Origin of the sequence: Streptomyces sp. NPDC006872 (assembly GCF_040635845.1) — a bacterium.
In the GTDB taxonomy this organism is placed as follows: Bacteria; Actinomycetota; Actinomycetes; order Streptomycetales; family Streptomycetaceae; genus Streptomyces.
In genome coordinates, this window is record NZ_JBEYIL010000036.1 from 1 (window position 1) to 16,596 (window position 16,596).

The following is a 16,596-nucleotide window of genomic DNA, read 5'->3' on the forward strand; positions in this document are numbered from 1 at the left end:
CTCCTCGTCCACGGCCGGGGCTCTCGGACCGCTCCACCGGTGTGTGGAGTCGGCTGCCCCGCGCTTGCTCTTCGATCCTGCTCCCGAACCTCCCTTCCAGGCCACGGCTCATCTGCCAGTGTTCGCATTTTTTGGGCCAGAATGGGTCGGGTGGGACCTTGCTTTCCGGTCACACGATTAGCGTCTTGATCAGGGGATTCATGCCGAGGACATCCCTGGGTCAGGGTGTGGCGACCCGCTGGCCCTCCCTGCGGTGTGGGTGTCGGACGTAATATTGCAGCCATGAACAAGCATCGGGTCATGGTCCTGGCGGTCGACGGCGTCCTGCCCATGGATCTGGGGATCCCCACGCAGATCTTCAACGCCCGTCCGAACACTCCCTACGAGCTCACCGTGTGCGGAGACACCGAGGAGGCCGTGACCACGAGCTCCGGGTTCACTCTCGGGCTGACCGCGGGTCTCGAAGCGCTCGCCGAAGCGGACACGATCATCGTCCCGGGCTTCGAGGACTTCCGTCGCCCTCCGCGCCCGCGGGTGAGGGCCGCTCTCAAGCTCGCCGGCCGCGCCGGGATACGTATCGCTTCCATCTGTACCGGTGCCTTCGCCGTCTCATCGGCCGGACTGCTCGACGGGCGCACCGTCACCACCCACTGGGCCATGGCGGATGACCTCGAAGAGCTCTACCCCCGGCTGCGCGTCGACCGCAACGTCCTCTACATCGACAACGACACCATCCTGACCTCCGCGGGATTTACGGCCGGCATCGACCTGTGTCTGCACCTGGTCCGCAAAGACCTCGGCGCAGCCGTCGCGAACGACATCGCCAGGGACATCGTCGCCGCCCCACACCGCGACGGCGGACAGGCCCAATACATCAACAGGACCCTCCCCACCCCCCAGGCCACCACGCTCGCCGACACCCGTGAACGGGCCCTGCTCCACCTCGAAGAAGAGCTCACCATCCCCCACCTCGCCGACCATGCCGGCGTCTCCCCGCGCACCCTGACCCGCCTATGGCGCCAGGAAACCGGCGTCAGCCCCCACCAATGGCTCCTGACCGCCCGTATCAACCGCGCGCGAGAACTCCTGGAGACCACCGACCTCCAGGTGGAACAGATCGCCGTCCGGTGCGGCCTCGGCAGCGGCGCAAACATGCGCGCCCGATTCCGTGGCGCCCTCGGTGTCACGCCCACGGCCTATCGCCGCACATTCCACCACCAGGTCCCTGACGGCGCGGGCCGGGCGGGCGCCGCAGGGAGGTGGTAGTCGGGGAGGCGACGCGCCGTCTCGCTCGCCATCCTGGGCTCGCTGTCCAGGACCACGGCCACCGCGGGAGCCAGGAGCGGTGCGTCGCTCAAGATGTGGCCGGGCTTGCTCGATGTATTCAGGCGTGACCGGGTAAGGGTGGACGCCGACGGCCCGGTCGCGGGCATGGCCCAGCATCCTCGGCCCGCTGCCGAGATCCGGCCCAAGGAGTACTCGGACTGCGCAAGAGGTACGGCGACACCAGACTCGAAGCCGCATACCGCCAAGGCGGTCGCGATCGGTGACGCGTCCTACCGCACCGTCAAGGGCATCCTGGTCGCCGGCGCCGAGACCGACCCGGAACCGGAGACCGGCGACGCTGGAGCCTCGGCTTTCCTGCACGGCCCCGAGGACTCGTTCGCCACCGCCGTCCCCATACGGATCCCGGCGAGGTTCATGACGGTCAGGGGTACGCCGACGCCGAGGAGGCCGACCGGTGAGCGTGTTCCCGCCAGGCATGCCAGTCCTCCTCGGTTCCGCACCGCACTGTGCATGCCTTCTCACCGTGCAGGAACCATCCGGGCGCCAGGGCCCACTACAGGGCACCATGCCTGCCGGACGCGTCACAGCATGACCCGCAAGGTCGGAGGCAAGCCGAAGGCCAGAACCAGGCGGTCCTGGCCTCGAATCTCTCTTATGAGGTCCTAACCGAGGCGTTGGACGTGGCGGTGGGTGATGAGGCAGGTGGCGAGGCCGAGGAAGGCTTCGTGGATGTCGTCGCGTCGTTCCCAGCGGATCCGCAGGCGGCGGACGCCGTGCACTCAGGCGATCGTGCGCTCGACCACATAGTGGAAGACGCCCAGGCCGCTGCCGTGTGCCTGTCCTCGTTCGGCGATGACCGGGCGAATGCCACGGGCCCAGAGCAGTCGGCGGTATTTGTCGTGGTCGGCGAGGAGCGCGTCGGGTCCGTGTCTGGGCCGGCCGACGATGCCTGCGACTGCCGGGATCTTGTCCAGCGGGGGCAGCAGCTGCGTGACGTCGTTGCGGTTGCCACCCGTCGGTGACACGGCGAGCGCGATGCCCTGGCCGTCGGTGAGGACGTGGTGCTTGCTGCCCGGTCGTGCACGGTCGACCGGGCTGGGCCCGCTTTTGGGCCCCGTCGAGCGGCCCGCACGTGGGAGGGGTCGATCACCGCCCGCGACCAGTCCAGCTTCTTCGCGGCCCGCAGCTGCTTCAGCAGCGCGAGGTGCAGTTCGTCCCGGACGCCGGCCTCGTTCCACGCGGCCAGGCGCCGCCAGCAGGTCACGCCGGAGCCGAAGGCCAGCGCCTGGGGCAGGTACTCCCACTGGATGCCGGTGTGCAGCACGAACAGAATGCCGCACAAGGCCTGCCGGTCCGGAACCCGAGGCCGGCCCTCCACCAGCTTCGGTCCCGGCTCGGGCAGCAACGGCTCGATGAGCGACCACAGTTCGTCCGACACGATCCGTGGCCGAGACTGTCGTTTCCCGCGACCAGACCAACGAGTATCCAAGCGGAACCTGGCTGTCGAGGGCGGAGTCGTGTAGCCGTGGTCGGCCAGGAGGGGTTGAACTTGTTGGACGGCCCTGGTGAGGGTGCTGCCGTTGTCTCCGACGAGCTGGGCGAGCAAGTTTCGGGTGCCGAGTTTGCGCAGGTAGAGCACGGTGGCCAACACTCTGTCGGCGGTGGTCAGCTTGTCCTTGGCCCCTGCACCGCGAGCGCGGAGGCGCTCTGCGCCTCGCTGCTGGAGCCGTCGTTGCGGGGTGACCTGAAGGATGCCGAGTGGGAACGGCTTCGGCCCTTCCTACCGGTCAGCGCCGACCCGCCGTCGGCTCCCGCCTCAAAGGGGGACGCAGCGACGCCTGTTCCAAGGTCATGCGCCGCTACCGCGAGGAAGCCGACGGGTTCAACGAGAACGCCCTGTACGGCGTGCTGTAGGACTCCGGCCGCCCGTAGACGCCCTGCAGCAGCCCGTCGAGCGGGCGCGGGTTCCCGCGCCGGGAGAGGGGCCCAACTCCTCTGCCCTGCACGGCTACTGCGAGGCCTTCGGACGGGGGAGGCGGCCAGGTCAGGACGAACGTTCCTGACCCGGCGGGGTGTTCACAACACTGCCCCTCCACATCGTCGCGTGCCGCATGGCCTGCGACCTGCATCACTCGGCCTGGGTGAGGGCCTGCCGTCTCGGTCCCGGGAGGTCACGGTGGGGTGGCCGGGGGTTCGGCCGGCGGCTGGGCCTGCGTCGCTGGGTCCGGAGCGGGAGGTGGGGGAGGGGCGGGCTGCTGGAGGAGGGCGATGTGTTCCAGGCCTGCTCTGTTGCCGGTCGGGTCGGTGAGGAAGGCGTCCTCGTGCCGCCGTCGCATGGCGCTGGTCCGGGCGTCGGAGCAGGCGGTGAGCAGGGTGGCGATGGCCGAGGCCGCGGCGGGGAGGGCGTACAGCAGGAGCGGGATCACGATCCACCACGGGGCGCCTGCCGCGGCTGCGCCTGCGGCGGCGAGGCCGGGGAGAAGGCCGGGGAGTGTCGGGGTGTTCATGGTCGGCTCCTGGAGGGGTGCGGCGAGCAGGGCGCGGGCAAGTGCCGCGGCCGGAGACTGGGGCGGCGGTGTGGGCGGTGCGGGGTGTGGCAGGCATGGTGACGGGGGCGGCGGTTAGCCGCGCAACCCCGCTGGAGGGGCAGCGCTCTTGCCTGCGGCCCGGGCGTGTTCGAGGCCTGCGAGCTGCAACTTCCTGCTCGCGCGAAGCCTTGAATCCGTATTGCCCGCATGAGTCAGAGGGTTGGCCGCCAGCCGGGCGGCCGGGTCGAAGCGTGTGGGCGAGGCGCCGGCTCGGAAACGCGCGTCCTGCCTCATCGCACTGCTCGCTCCGCAACCCCTCACCGGCCCGCCCGTGTCCTGTGCCGGCCAGTCTTGAGCGGGTGTCATCGAAAGCTGAGCAGGATCCACGGCCGGGGCGCCCCGGGTCACCGGTCCTCCATCAGGAGGTGCAGCAGCGTCACCACACCGACTCCGACCAAGCGCGACGCCGAACGGGGGGTGCTTGAAGGCCGCATGCACGGCGCCGCGACGAACGAGCAAGAGCAGCACTGTCCGCTGATCCAGCTGACCGTTCATGGACAAGGACCTCCGCAAGTCGTGACATCCGCGCAAGCTTCGGCGCGTCTGCGGATGTAGTGCGGAACGGGCCCAATGGTCAGTCGGATTGCACACCTCGCGGAAATCACACATGCGGGTGGTTTCCGCAGGTCAGACGTGCCGTAGCCGGTGAGTTGGCCACCGTCGACGGGGTGAATGAACGTGCGCCCCCTCGATGTGGCAATCACGGGCATTCCGCACGTCAGGCGGCTCATCGGCTCAGGGCTGGGGAGCGCACAACGGCTCCGGGGCTTCGTCGGCGAGTGCTGACAATCGTTCACTGCCCAAAGCGGACGACACGCGGTCAGGCTTCGATGGCACAGGACAGCCCGGACCGGGCTGTCCTCGAAGGGGGCCGCTTGGCAAGAAAATCGAACAAGCGATCTAATGCCGGTATGGACGGCATCGACTTCCCCGACGACCTGATGCAGACGCAGCACGCCTGGAACGCCACCTACCGCGCGCTCGCCGCGCCCCGGCCCCGCAACGTCACAGCGCTGCGCCGCCGCCTGCTCCGGCTTTCCGCACGCTTGTGGTGGCACCCGTACTGGACGCAGGCATCGGCGGCGGCACCGGCCGGACGGGAAGAACTGCGCCGCCGGAGCCGCGCACTGGAGCGGTAGCGGTGAACCGCGGCCGGAACACCTGACGGCACGGGAGGAGGAGATCCTCCGTGCGATCCGCCACTCCCCTCCAGCCGGGCGGCGATGCGCTTCGACATCGCAGGCCGCCAGGGCGGCCTCGTCGCAGCGGGCATCGGCGGCAGCCTCACTGGCGAGGGCGCCACCATCGCCCTCGTCGACGACCCCGTGCAGGACATGGCCTCAGCCGACTCGCCCAGCATGCGCCGCAGAACCTGGGAATGGTGGCAGTCCTCCTGCAGACCCGCCTCGAACCCGACGGCGCGATCTGCGTCATCCAGACCCGCTGGAACGAAGACGACCTCGCCGGGCGCATCCTCGCCGACGCGCAGGCTGACGAGTGGAAGATCATCGACCTTCCCGCGCTCGCGGACAGCGACACCGACCCGCTCGGCCGCAGACTCGGTGAACCGCTGTGGCCCGAACGCTTCGACGTCGAGCACCACGCCACCACCCGCCGCCGCGTCGGCGAACGCGTCTGGGCCGCGCTCTACCAACAGAAACCGCGCCCGCCGGAGGGAGGAGTGTGGCAGCGGGCCTGGATCACCGACCACCGGCTCACCACCATCGAGTTCGGCGGCCTCGACATGGCGCGCGTCATCGTCGCCGTCGACCCAGCCGGCGGAGAATCCGCGATCGGTGACGAGACTGGCATCATCGGCGCCGCGCGCGGATACGACGGCCACCTCTACGTCCTCGAGGATCGCTCCGGAAGCATGGGCGCGAACGACTGGGGCCGCACGGCCTGCCTCCTCGCACTCGCCCTCAAAGCCGACGCGATCGTGGTCGAGTCGAACTACGGCGGAGACATGGCCCGGCAGGTCCTCGCCCAGGCATGGGAGCAGCTGCGCCGCGAGGGCTCCGCCAACGGCGCTCTCATGCCCCGTGTCCTCGAAGTCACCGCCAAGGTCGGCAAGCGGCTGCGGGCCGAACCGATCGCCCAGCTGTACGAGCAGGGCCTGGTCCACCACGTCGGGGCGCACGTAGCCCTGGAGGACCAGATGGTCACCTGGGTCGTCGGCATGGACAGCCCCGACCGCATGGACGCCGCAGTCCACGGCCTGACGGAACTCGCCGACCCCGACCAGCTCGCCGCCGTCGCCGGCCACATCCACGACGACCGCCTCGGCGGACGCCGATAACCCCCGGAAAACGGCCCCATATAGGACAACGGCCCAGCCGGGGCACCCGATCGGCCTCGGCTGATGGCCTTCCGGGCCATGGGGATCATCCCCGCAAGCGCGGGGAGCAGGGCGCGAGCCAGGCCCGCCGCTATCAGGGCAAGGGATCATCCCCGCGGGCGCGGGGAGCAGTCCTCCGGTTCAGGGTCGTAACGGTCGGGCCCGGGATCATCCCCGCGGGCGTGGGGAGCAGTCTTGTGTTCCGGCGAGGCCCCCGCCGATCTCGGGACCATCCCCGCGGGTGCGGGGAGCAGGAGACGCGCCTGTCCGAGCTGGCGGTGAAGGTGGGACCATCCCCGCGGGTGCGGGGAGCAGGGTGCCTACCAACGGATGCTGACCGACCCGGCGGGACCATCCCCGCAGGTGCGGGGAGCAGGACCAGCCAGCAAAGGAGGTGCCTCGCATGAAGGGACCATCCCCGCAGGTGCGGGGAGCAGGTGACCGTCTCCCGTGACAGCGCCGGGCGCTGGGGACCATCCCCGCAGGTGCGGGGAGCAGACTGTCTGACCTGCGCCTCTATCGCTTGGAGCGCAGGGGTTCAGCCACTTTCACAAATTCCGGCAAGTGGAACATAGGAGACCTTTACCCTTGGGGCAGCGACAGCGAACTGGACACCGTACGACTTGAGCGTGCCTGGTGGAAGTTGTACGGCTGGCTGAGCTGCGGATCAGGCTTGTTTCTTCGATTTGGCCTGCTGGGTGCCGGTTTGCGTGTAGGCATATTGCATGACGAGTGGGGGAGATTCCCTCTCTGGCCTGCTGGCGCGGCTTGGGGCTGCGGCGCGGTCGGTGTGGGCGAAGCATGATCGTGATGCGGACGGCTGGCTGCCGTTGTGGCGGCACATGGAGGACAGCGCTGCCGTCGCCGGCCTTCTGTGGGACGAGTGGCTGCCTTTGGGTGTACGGCGGTTCATCGCCGCGGCGTTGCCCGATGGCGATACGGATGGTCGCAGGCTCGTTGTGTGGCTGGCTGGTGTGCATGACATCGGTAAGGCGACGCCGGCGTTCGCCTGTCAGGTCGATCAACTCGCCGATGTCATGCGGGACAAGGGTCTGGAAATGCGGTCGCGTCAGGCGATGGGGCCGGACCGGCGCCTGGCGCCGCACGGGCTGGCCGGTCAGGTGCTGCTGGGTGAGTGGCTGGAGGAGCGGCACGGGTGGGCTCCCAAGCAGACGGGGCAGTTCGCCGTCGCGGTGGGTGGGCATCACGGGGTGCCGCCGGAGAACGGTCAGATCAAGGCCCTGTACGACCATGAGGAGTTGCTGCGTACTCCTGGCCGTAGCGGCGGGGTGTGGCGGCAGGTGCAGACGGAGCTGCTCGACGCGTGCGCGGCGCACTTCGCTGTGGCGGAGCGGCTGGAGGCGTGGCGGGCAGTGAAACTGCCGCAGCCCGTCCAGGTGTTGCTGACCGCCCTGGTCATCGTCTCCGACTGGATCGCCAGTAATCCCGATCTCTTCCCGTACTTCCCGGAGGCCGGATCCCGTAGCAGTGAGGAGCGGCTGGCGGCGGCGTGGCGGGGGCTGGACCTCCCGGCCCCGTGGCGGGCGGCGGAGCCTGTCGGGGATGCGCAGGAGTTGTTCGCCTCGCGCTTCGGGCTTCCGGCGGGGGCGAAGGTCCGTCCTGTCCAGGAGGCGGCCGTCGCGTTGGCCCGGGAGATGGAGGCGCCCGGGCTGATGGTCATCGAAGCTCCGATGGGGGAAGGGAAGACGGAGGCCGCGCTGGCTGCGGCGGAGATCTTCGCGGCACGTTCCGGTGCGGGCGGCGTGTTCTTCGCGCTGCCGACGATGGCGACGGGCAACGCGATGTTCCCGCGTCTGCTGGAGTGGCTGAAACGACTGCCGAACGACGGGAGTTACCGGCACTCTGTGCACCTCGCCCACTCCAAGGCGGCTCTGAACGAGGACTTCGCCGGGCTGCTGGCCCGTGCCGGGCGGGTGGCGGCGGTCGACGTCGATGCAGCCGCACCCGCGCCGCGGCGGCTGGGGGATCCGGCGCGGTCCGCGGGCGCCGAGCTGGTGGCGCACACCTGGCTGCGGGGCCGTAAGCGGGCGATGCTGGCCTCGTTCGTGGCCGGCACCGTCGACCAGTTGCTGTTCGCCGGACTGAAGAGCCGGCACCTGGCCCTTCGTCACCTGGCGGTGGCGGGCAAAGTCGTCGTGATCGACGAGGCGCACGCCTACGACGCCTACATGAGCGTCTACCTGGACCGGGTGCTGGCCTGGCTGGGCGCCTACCGCGTGCCTGTGGTCGTGCTCTCTGCGACTCTGCCTGCTGCGCGTCGGCGTCAGCTGGTCGAGGCGTACTCCGGGGTCATCGGAGCCCAGGCCGACAGCGCTGAGGAAGAGGCGGTGTATCCGCTGCTCACCGCCGTCGCGCCGGGCGGCAGGCCCGTCGTGCGTCATCCGGCCGCTTCGGCCCGGCGCACGGACGTCCGGGTGGACCGGCTTGCCGACGGTCTGGATGTGCTGGCCGACCGGCTGGAGACAGAGCTGGCGGACGGCGGGTGTGTGCTCGTCGTCCGCAACACGGTCAAGCGGGTGCTGGAGACGGCCCGGGTGCTGCGGGCCAGGTTCGGCGACGGGGACGTCACCGTGGCGCACTCGTGTTTCGTGGACGTCGACCGGGCGGCCAAGGACAGTGACCTGCTGAGGCGGTTCGGGCCTCCTGGCAAGGCGACGGGGCGACCGACCGGGCGGCACATCGTGGTGGCCAGTCAGGTGGCCGAGCAGTCCCTCGACGTGGACTTCGATCTCCTGGTCAGCGACCTGTGCCCGGTGGACTTGCTGCTACAGCGCATGGGCCGGCTGCACCGTCACCAGCGCGGTGAGGATCAGAGCGAGCGGCCCGCGCGGCTGCGTGCGGCCCGGTGTCTGCTGACCGGTGCCGACTGGGAGGCCGACGTGCCCGTCCCGGTGCGCGGGTCGGTCGCGGTGTACGGGGCGTATGCGCTGCTGCGGTCGGCGGCGGTGCTGCTGCCCCATCTCGACGGCGGCCCGCAGCGGCCCGTGCGGCTGCCCGCTGACATCAGCCTCCTCGTCCAGGGCGCGTACGCCGAGGCTGCGGTGGGGCCGGAGCACTGGGCTCCGGTGCTGGAAGAGGCGAGGGGGCGGTTCGAGCGGCACCGGGCCGACCAGGCCGACAGGGCAACCGTGTTCCGCCTCGGCGAAGTCGGCCGCGCCGGCAGGCCGTTGTTCGGCTGGGTGGCAGCCGGCGTCGGCGACGCCGACGACACCCGTGCGGGGCGGGCCCAGGTCCGCGACAGCCGGGAGAGCGTGGAAGTCGTCGTCGTGCAGCGGCGTGCCGACGGCGCTCTCCTCACCCTGCCGTGGCTGGACCCCGACAAGAAAGGCCGCCCGCGCGGGGGACTCGAGCTGCCCCAGGACCAAGCCCCCACGGCGTTCGCCGCCCGTACAGCGGCAAGCTGCGGACTGCGGCTGCCCATCCAGTTCTCCTACGCCGAGACCCTCGACAAAGCCATCGCAGAACTGGAGCAGCTGTACGTGCCCGCCTGGCAGGGCAAGGACAGCCCCTGGCTGGCTGACCAGCTGATCCTCGCGCTCGATGAGGATTGTCAGACCCGGCTGGCAGGCTATGGGCTCCAGTACAGCCCATCCGACGGCCTGGAGGTGACCCGTGGCTGAGCGCGCTGGGAGCGGCTCGGTACGTACTTCGTTCCAAAGATCCCCGCTGACGCGGGGAGCAATGCGCTATGCCCCTGGAATCGGGACCATCCCCACGCTGATGGGGAGCAAGGCGTGCGTGTCAAAACGGCCGCCTGGTGCGGCATCAGTCCGCTGTGGGAGCTTATCCGACTCGGCCTATGACAGTTCGTGTGGCTTGTGGGGTCACGCTTCCTGCGACGAGCCAGGCTTCGCCTCTGCCCAGCGCGCCATGGGCAGGCCGGCAACCGTACTGACGACACTTGCGAGGGTTGTTGCGATCCCCCATCTGACCGCGTCGTCCCCTGGTCCTCCGAAGGGCAGCCATCTGCCCAGTAGGAGAGTCAGCCAGAAAGTGACGATGACTCCGATGATCACGGCTCCCCACCGCATCCATCCCGACACAGCTTGATGTCCTCCCCTTGAATCGTTGCCGCGAGTACGTCGATACTGTGGAGGGGCGCGTTGGGATCTGTCAAACCTCCGTTTCGGCAACCAAGTTGATGTTGTGTCACACGCTCGCCGTTGCGAGCCGTGTGACCAGCGGCAGAAGGCATCCCGTTCATGATTCCTTGTAGGTTTGGAGACGTTGCATGGTGGAGCCGCCTCAAATCGCACCGGCAGTCCGCTCCTTCGACCTGACGAACCAGCCGTGGATTGTGGTGCTCAGACGCGACGGCTCGATGGCGGAGCTGTCGCTGCGCGAGGTGTTCGCCCAATCAGATGAAGTGCGGCGTCTGGTGGGGGATCTGCCGACGCAGGAGTTCGCGCTGCTGCGGCTGCTGCTCGCGCTCGCGCATGACGCCCTGGAGGGGCCTGGCGACGTGGAGGCGTGGGCGGACCTGTGGTCCGACTCCCAGTGCTTCTCGCCGGTCACGGCCTATCTGGACGCGCATCATGAGCGCTTCGACCTTCTCCATCCGGCCACCCCGTTCTTCCAGACTGCCGGGCTGCGGACGGCGAAGGACGAGGTGTTCTCCCTCAACCGGATCGTGGCCGATGTGCCCAACGGGGAGCCGTTCTTCACCGCGCGGATGCCTACCGTGGACCGGTTGTCGTTCGCGGAGGCGGCCCGCTGGGTCGTGCACGCCCACGCCTATGACACCTCCGGTATCAAGTCCGGCATGGTGGGCGACGAGCGGGTCAAGGGCGGCAAGGTGTACCCGCGCGGCACGGGGTGGGCGGGCGGCCTCGGCGGGGTCTTCGTGGAAGGAGACAGCCTGCGCGAGACGCTGCTGCTGAATCTGGTGGCGGCCGACACCGACGCTCTGGACTTCACCGCAGACGACCTGCCCGCCTGGCGGCGGGAGCCGAGTCCTCCCGGCGGCACCGAACGCACCCCGACCGGGGTACGCGATCTGTACACGTGGCAGTCGCGCCGGCTGCGCCTGCACCACGACGCCGACGGCGTCACCGGCGTCGTCCTCGGCTACGGCGATCCGCTCACCGCACGCAACATGCACCGCCGCGAGCCGATGACCGCGTGGCGGCGCAGCCCGGCTCAGGAGAAGAAGCTGCGCCAGCCGCTGATCTACCTGCCGAGAGACCATGACCCGGCGCGAGCCGCCTGGCGGGGCGTCGCCTCCCTGGTCTCCGACCGGTCGGAGACCGCCCAAGGCGCGGAGGCCGCCCCGTACCTGCGGCCGGGGATCCTGGAGTGGGTGGCCCGGTTGGTCACCGAGGGGGAGCTGCCGCGGGACTTCTTGATCCGGGCCCGGGTCATCGGCGCCAAGTACGGGACGCAGCAGTCCGTGATCGACGAGGTCGTCGACGACCGTCTCGTCATGCCGGTCGTGCTGCTGCACCGTCAGGACCGCACGTGCGCCCGGCAGGCGATAGGAGCCGCCGAGAACGCCGATCAGGCGGTGCGGGCGCTCGGGGATCTGGCCACCGACCTGGCCCGCGCGGCCGGCTCCGAAGGGGAGCAGCGGCGATCGGCAGCGCGTGAGCTCGGTTTCACCGCGCTGGAGAATCCCTACCGCACCTGGCTCGCAGACCTCGCGGACGCCGGGGAGGCATTCGAACAGCGCCGCCTGTGGCAGCGCGAGGTACACGGCCTGGTCAGCCGCCTCGGCGACCGCCTCATCCAGGACGCAGGGGACGCGGCTTGGCAGGGCAGGACCGTCTCCGCCGCCAAGGGCGGCACGCAGTGGCTCAACGCCGGCCTGGCCGACCGGTGGTTCCGCAGCCGTCTGACCAAGGCGCTGGGAGAGCTGTCCGTATCTGACCCGCAGCCACAGGTAGGGCTGCAACGGTCCGCCATGGTCTCCCCGGACGACTCCGATCAGCCCCAGCCCGGCTCTTTCACGACCGACCCGAAGGTGCCCGCATGACCACCGCAACAGCCGCGCCGACCGTCCGCTCGCGGGTCGCCGAGCTCGCCGCAGCGCAGATCAAGAGATCGCAGGAGGGCTACCTGCGCGACAGTCCCCAGGACGTTGCCGCGCTGGCCCGCCTGCGCCGCGGCGCGGGCCGAGACGCCGCCGACCTGCCCGACCTGTGGACGCTCGTTGACACGTCGCCTCTGCACGCGCGCCTCGACGGCGTGCGTCCGCTCAGCGAGGAGGAACTCGTGCGGGCGGAGAACGCCCTGCATTCGGCTCTCACCCTGTGGGCCATGCACCAGCAGTCCCGGGGCACGCGCATGCACCGCCCCCACACCCGCGGCCGGCCGACTGGACTGGGGGCGGCCGTGCGGCGTCTGATGCCGCCGGACGGCGTGGACGAGCCAGTCCGCAAGCGTCTGGTGCGGGCCGGCACCGCGCCCGATCTGACCAGTCTGTCCCAGCGGCTGCGCGACCTGATCGTGCTGCTGCGCCGCGCGGACATCCCTCTCGACTACGGCCTGCTCGCCGGGCAGCTCTACACCTGGCAGCGGCCGGGTGGCGCCGACGCCGTCCGCCGTGAGTGGGGCCGCTCGTTCCACTCCTGGCAGGAACCGGCCGCACCAGCCCCAGCCCGGAGCACCGCCGGCACGGCCGCCCGCTCCGACGACAGCGACAAGGACGCCTCGTGAACCGCATCTTCCTGGACGTGCACGCCCTGCAGACCGTCCCGCCCAGCAACCTCAACCGTGACGACACGGGCGCGCCGAAAACGGCCGTGTACGGCGGTGTGCCGCGTGCCCGCGTCTCCAGCCAGGCGTGGAAGCGGGCCACCCGCACCTACTTCGACGACGAGCGGCTGCTCGATCCGAGCGAACTCGGCGTGCGGACCAAGAAGGTCGTGGAACTGCTCGCCAAGCGCATCACCGCGCTCGACGAATCCATCGCCGACGACACGGCCCTCGCTCTGGCCGACGAGACGGTCAGGGCCACCGGGCTGAGGACCGAGGTGCCCAAGCGGAAAGCCGACGCCGCGAAGGAGTCCGGGGAAACCCCGGCGCCCGAGGCGAAGTACCTGGTGTTCCTCAGCTCCCGCCAGCTCGACGGCCTGGCCCGCCTCGCCGTCGACGGCGCCGCCGACATCACGTCGTACCTCAAGGAGAAGGCGAACAAGGAGAAGGCCAAGGAGATTGCGGACAGTCGTCACTCCGTCGACATCGCGCTCTTCGGTCGGATGGTCGCCGACGCGGCCGACTTCAACGTCGACGCCGCCGTCCAGGTCGCCCACGCCATCAGCGTGCACCGGGTGGAGAACGAGTCCGACTACTACACGGCCGTGGACGACGAGAACACCGAGGTGGAGACCGGCGCCGGGATGATCGGCACCGTCGACTTCAACTCCGCCACGCTCTACCGCTACGCCGCCCTGAGCGTCCACAAGCTCGCCGACAACCTCGGCCAGGGCCTGCGCGACGACGAGCCGCGGACCGATCCGGTACGGCGTGCGGTCGAGGCGTTCGTGCACAGCTTCGTCGCCTCGCTGCCGACCGGGAAGATCAACACCTTCGGGCACCACACCCTGCCCGACGCCGTCGTCGTCAAGCTGCGCACCACCCGCCCGATCAGCTTCGTCGCCGCCTTCGAAGAGCCCGTCCGGGGCGACCAGGGCGGTCATGTCCGGGAGGCGTCCGACCGCCTCGCCGCCTACGTCCCCGACATCGAACGCGCCTACGGCGACCAGGACTCCACCCTCAGCTGGGTTCTGCGCGTCGGCCCCAACACCCTCAAACTCGCCGACCTCGGCACCGAGTCCGACACCTTGGGCGGCCTCGTCACGGCCGTCGGCCGAGCCGTCGCCGAACGGCTGGAGACGCCCGCATGAGCGGCGTGCTGGCCCTGCGGCTGGCCGGTCCCCTGCAGTCCTGGGGGGCCTCCTCCCGCTTCACCCGCCGCACCACCGAATCCGCCCCCACCAAGAGCGGCGTCATCGGCCTGCTCGCGGCCGCGGCTGGCATCGAACGCGGCGACGACATCGCGCTCGCGCCCCTCGCGGCGCTGCGGTTCGGCGTCCGCATCGACCAACCCGGCACCCGCATCCGCGACTTCCACACCGCGCACCACGGCGTCACCGGCAAGTCCATGCCGCTGTCGGAGCGTTACTACCTCGCGGACGCCGTCTTCGTCGCCGCCGTCGAAGGCGAGCACGCGCTGCTCGCCGAGCTGCATGCCGCGCTGAAGTCCCCCGTCTACCTGCCGTTCCTCGGCCGCCGCTCCTGCCCGCCGGCCGAACCCGTAGAGCTGGGCCTGTTCAACAACGCCCGCCTGGAGCACGTGCTCCAGGCGGTGCCGTGGCAGGCGTCCGCCTGGTATCGCAGACAGCACCGCTCCCGCATCCCGGAAGCGCTGCCCGTACTGGTGGAGGCGGCAGCCGGCGACGAGCACAGTCGCGCCGACACCCTGCGCGACCAGCCGCTCAGCTTCGCCGCCGCACACCGCCGTCACGCCCTGCGCACCGTCGTCACCACCGCGGTGCCCATGCCGCGCGTCGCGGCCGGCGCTCCGGCGCACGACCCGTTCGATGCTCTGGAGGATGAGAGCAGCTGATGTTCCTTTCCCGCTTCCGCGTGAACACCGCCCGTCCCGGCGCACGCCGCCTGCTGTCCTCGCCGCAGGTCCTGCACGCCGCTGTGATGTCGTCGTTCCCCGGCCTGCTGCCCACGGACGTCCCCGCCCCGGACGGGCCGAGGGTGCTGTGGCGCCTGGACCACACGGCTCCCGCCGAGGTGGTCCTGTACATCGTCAGCCCCGACCGCCCGGACCTGACCCACCTGGTCGAGCAGGCCGGCTGGCCGGCGGCAGCCGCGGCCGATCCCGCGACGCCCGGCTGGCAGAGCAGGCCCTACGCCCCCTTCCTCGACAAACTCTCCACCGGCGACCGCTGGGCGTTCCGGCTGACCGCCAACCCGGTCCACACCATCCGCCGCAACCCGGACGAGCCCCGCAAGATCACCGCCCACCTCACCCCCGTCCACCAGACGGCCTGGCTGATCGAGCGCCAGGAGCGCAGCGGCTTCCGCATCCTGGAGAAGGCCGACGGCACACGCCTGCTGCCCGGCGGCACGACGCACCGGGGCAAACACGAGCACCACGGCGACCGCTACGAGCTGTCCGTCCGCGACCACAACAGCCGCTCCTTCGACAAACGGCGCACGGACGACGGCAGGAAGGGCAAACCCGTCACCCTGGTCGCCGTCACCTTCGACGGCCGCCTCGAAGTCACCGACCCCGAAGCCCTGCGCCGCACCCTCACCCAGGGAATCGGCCGCGCCAAGGCCTACGGCTGCGGCCTGCTCACCCTGGCGCCCCTCGCCCCGCCCGCCCGGCAGAGACCATGACGACGATCTCCCAGCGCACCGCACTGACCCCGCGGCAGCTCACCCGCACCGCCGAGCGCACCTCCTTCGTCTACCTGGAGCGGTGCACCGTCCACCGGGACGCCAACGCCATCACCGCCCAGGACGCCGAAGGCACCACCCACATCCCGTCGGCGACCATCGGCACCCTCCTTCTGGGCCCCGGCACCCGCATCACCCACCAGGCGATGTCCGTCCTGGGAGAGACCGGCGCGGCCGTCTGCTGGGTCGGAGAACGCGGCGTGCGCTACTACGCCTCCGGACGCGCCCTCACCCGCTCCTCAGCCCTCATGGAAGCCCAGGCCCGGCAATGGGCCAACCCGCGCAGCCGTCTCGCCGTCGCCCGCGCCATGTACCGGCTGCGCTTCCCCGACGAAGACCCCGCCGGCCTCACCCGCCACGAACTCCTGGGCCGGGAAGGACGCCGCGTTAAAGACTGCTACCGCGCTCAGGCCGCCCGCACCGGCATCCCCTGGCGCGGCCGCCAGTACACCCCCGGCGACTTCACCGCCGCAGACCCCGTCAACCAGGGCATCACCGCAGCAGCCCAGTGCATGTACGGCATCGCCCACGCCGTCGTCACCTCGCTGGGGTGCAGCCCGGCCCTCGGCTTCGTCCACTCCGGACACGAACTGTCCTTCGTCCTCGACATCGCTGACCTGTACAAAACCGAGATCGGCATCCCCCTCGCGTTCGACGTCGCCGCGCAGGACGAGGAGGACGTCGGCCCCCGCACCCGCCGCGCACTGCGCGACCGCATCAACGAAACGTCCCTGCTGGAGCGATGCGTCAACGACGTCAAGCACCTGCTGCTGGCAGGAACGAGCCCGGTCGCCTCCGGCGACGACCGGGACGTCGTCACCCTCCACAGCGACGGCGGCCGCGAAGTCCCCTCCGGCTTCAACCACGACACCACCAGCGATGACGAACAGGTGAGCTGGTGACCGTCATCGTTCTCACCAACTGCCCTGCAGGCCTCCGTGGCTT

The 16,596-nt window shown here is 70.3% G+C and carries 12 protein-coding genes and 3 pseudogenes; 12 read left to right on the forward strand and 3 right to left on the reverse strand.

Going from position 1 to position 16,596, the window contains the following annotated elements:
• Positions 1-282: 282 nt before the first annotated feature.
• Both ABZ725_RS50535 and ABZ725_RS50540 read left to right on the forward strand, forming a co-directional pair.
• Entirely contained in the window at positions 283-1,266 is a 984-nt protein-coding gene (locus tag ABZ725_RS50535; protein ID WP_358809131.1) for a helix-turn-helix domain-containing protein, read from the forward strand.
• Between the two features lie 200 nt (positions 1,267-1,466).
• Positions 1,467-1,745 (forward strand): annotated as a pseudogene (locus ABZ725_RS50540) (IS21 family transposase); the annotation flags it as partial.
• Between the two features lie 204 nt (positions 1,746-1,949).
• Here ABZ725_RS50540 and ABZ725_RS50545 read toward each other — a convergent pair.
• Both ABZ725_RS50545 and ABZ725_RS50550 read right to left on the reverse strand, forming a co-directional pair.
• Positions 1,950-2,728 (reverse strand): annotated as a pseudogene (locus ABZ725_RS50545) (IS5 family transposase).
• 48 nt (positions 2,729-2,776) lie between these two features.
• Positions 2,777-3,010 (reverse strand): annotated as a pseudogene (locus ABZ725_RS50550) (ISAzo13 family transposase); the annotation flags it as partial.
• 35 nt (positions 3,011-3,045) lie between these two features.
• Between ABZ725_RS50550 and ABZ725_RS50555 the strand changes: the two are divergent.
• A complete protein-coding gene (locus ABZ725_RS50555) occupies positions 3,046-3,201 on the forward strand; it encodes a hypothetical protein (RefSeq protein WP_358809132.1) in 156 nt (51 codons plus the stop codon).
• 257 nt (positions 3,202-3,458) lie between these two features.
• Here the strand turns inward: ABZ725_RS50555 and ABZ725_RS50560 are convergent, their stop codons facing one another.
• A complete protein-coding gene (locus ABZ725_RS50560; RefSeq protein WP_358809133.1) occupies positions 3,459-3,794 on the reverse strand; it encodes a hypothetical protein in 336 nt (111 codons plus the stop codon).
• A gap of 992 nt (positions 3,795-4,786) precedes the next feature.
• Between ABZ725_RS50560 and ABZ725_RS50565 the strand changes: the two genes are divergently transcribed.
• From ABZ725_RS50565 to cas1e, 9 genes are all read left to right on the forward strand, one after another.
• A complete protein-coding gene (locus ABZ725_RS50565) occupies positions 4,787-5,014 on the forward strand; it encodes a hypothetical protein (RefSeq protein WP_358809134.1) in 228 nt (75 codons plus the stop codon).
• 239 nt (positions 5,015-5,253) lie between these two features.
• Positions 5,254-6,174, forward strand: coding sequence for a hypothetical protein (locus ABZ725_RS50570; protein ID WP_358809135.1), 921 nt, complete (start codon positions 5,254-5,256; stop codon positions 6,172-6,174).
• A gap of 764 nt (positions 6,175-6,938) precedes the next feature.
• Positions 6,939-9,854, forward strand: a complete 2,916-nt coding sequence (cas3, locus tag ABZ725_RS50575) for a CRISPR-associated helicase Cas3' (RefSeq protein WP_358809136.1) — start codon at positions 6,939-6,941, stop codon at positions 9,852-9,854.
• Between the two features lie 611 nt (positions 9,855-10,465).
• Positions 10,466-12,205, forward strand: a complete 1,740-nt coding sequence (gene casA, locus ABZ725_RS50580; protein WP_358809137.1) for a type I-E CRISPR-associated protein Cse1/CasA — start codon at positions 10,466-10,468, stop codon at positions 12,203-12,205.
• On the forward strand, positions 12,202-12,888 hold the full coding sequence (gene casB, locus ABZ725_RS50585) for a type I-E CRISPR-associated protein Cse2/CasB (protein ID WP_358809138.1): 687 nt from the start codon (positions 12,202-12,204) through the stop codon (positions 12,886-12,888). Before casA ends, casB begins: the two co-directional genes overlap by 4 nt.
• Complete coding sequence (gene cas7e / locus ABZ725_RS50590; RefSeq protein ID WP_358809139.1) at positions 12,885-14,078, forward strand: type I-E CRISPR-associated protein Cas7/Cse4/CasC; 1,194 nt, start codon at positions 12,885-12,887, stop codon at positions 14,076-14,078. Before casB ends, cas7e begins: the two co-directional genes overlap by 4 nt.
• Positions 14,075-14,800, forward strand: coding sequence for a type I-E CRISPR-associated protein Cas5/CasD (cas5e, locus tag ABZ725_RS50595; protein ID WP_358809140.1), 726 nt, complete (start codon positions 14,075-14,077; stop codon positions 14,798-14,800). The genes cas7e and cas5e overlap by 4 nt, the downstream gene beginning before the upstream one ends.
• Positions 14,800-15,591 (forward strand): type I-E CRISPR-associated protein Cas6/Cse3/CasE, encoded by a 792-nt coding sequence (cas6e, locus tag ABZ725_RS50600; protein WP_358809141.1) that lies wholly within the window; start codon positions 14,800-14,802, stop codon positions 15,589-15,591. The genes cas5e and cas6e overlap by 1 nt, the downstream gene beginning before the upstream one ends.
• Positions 15,588-16,553, forward strand: a complete 966-nt coding sequence (gene cas1e / locus ABZ725_RS50605; RefSeq protein WP_358809142.1) for a type I-E CRISPR-associated endonuclease Cas1e — start codon at positions 15,588-15,590, stop codon at positions 16,551-16,553. The genes cas6e and cas1e overlap by 4 nt, the downstream gene beginning before the upstream one ends.
• Positions 16,554-16,596: the final 43 nt, after the last annotated feature.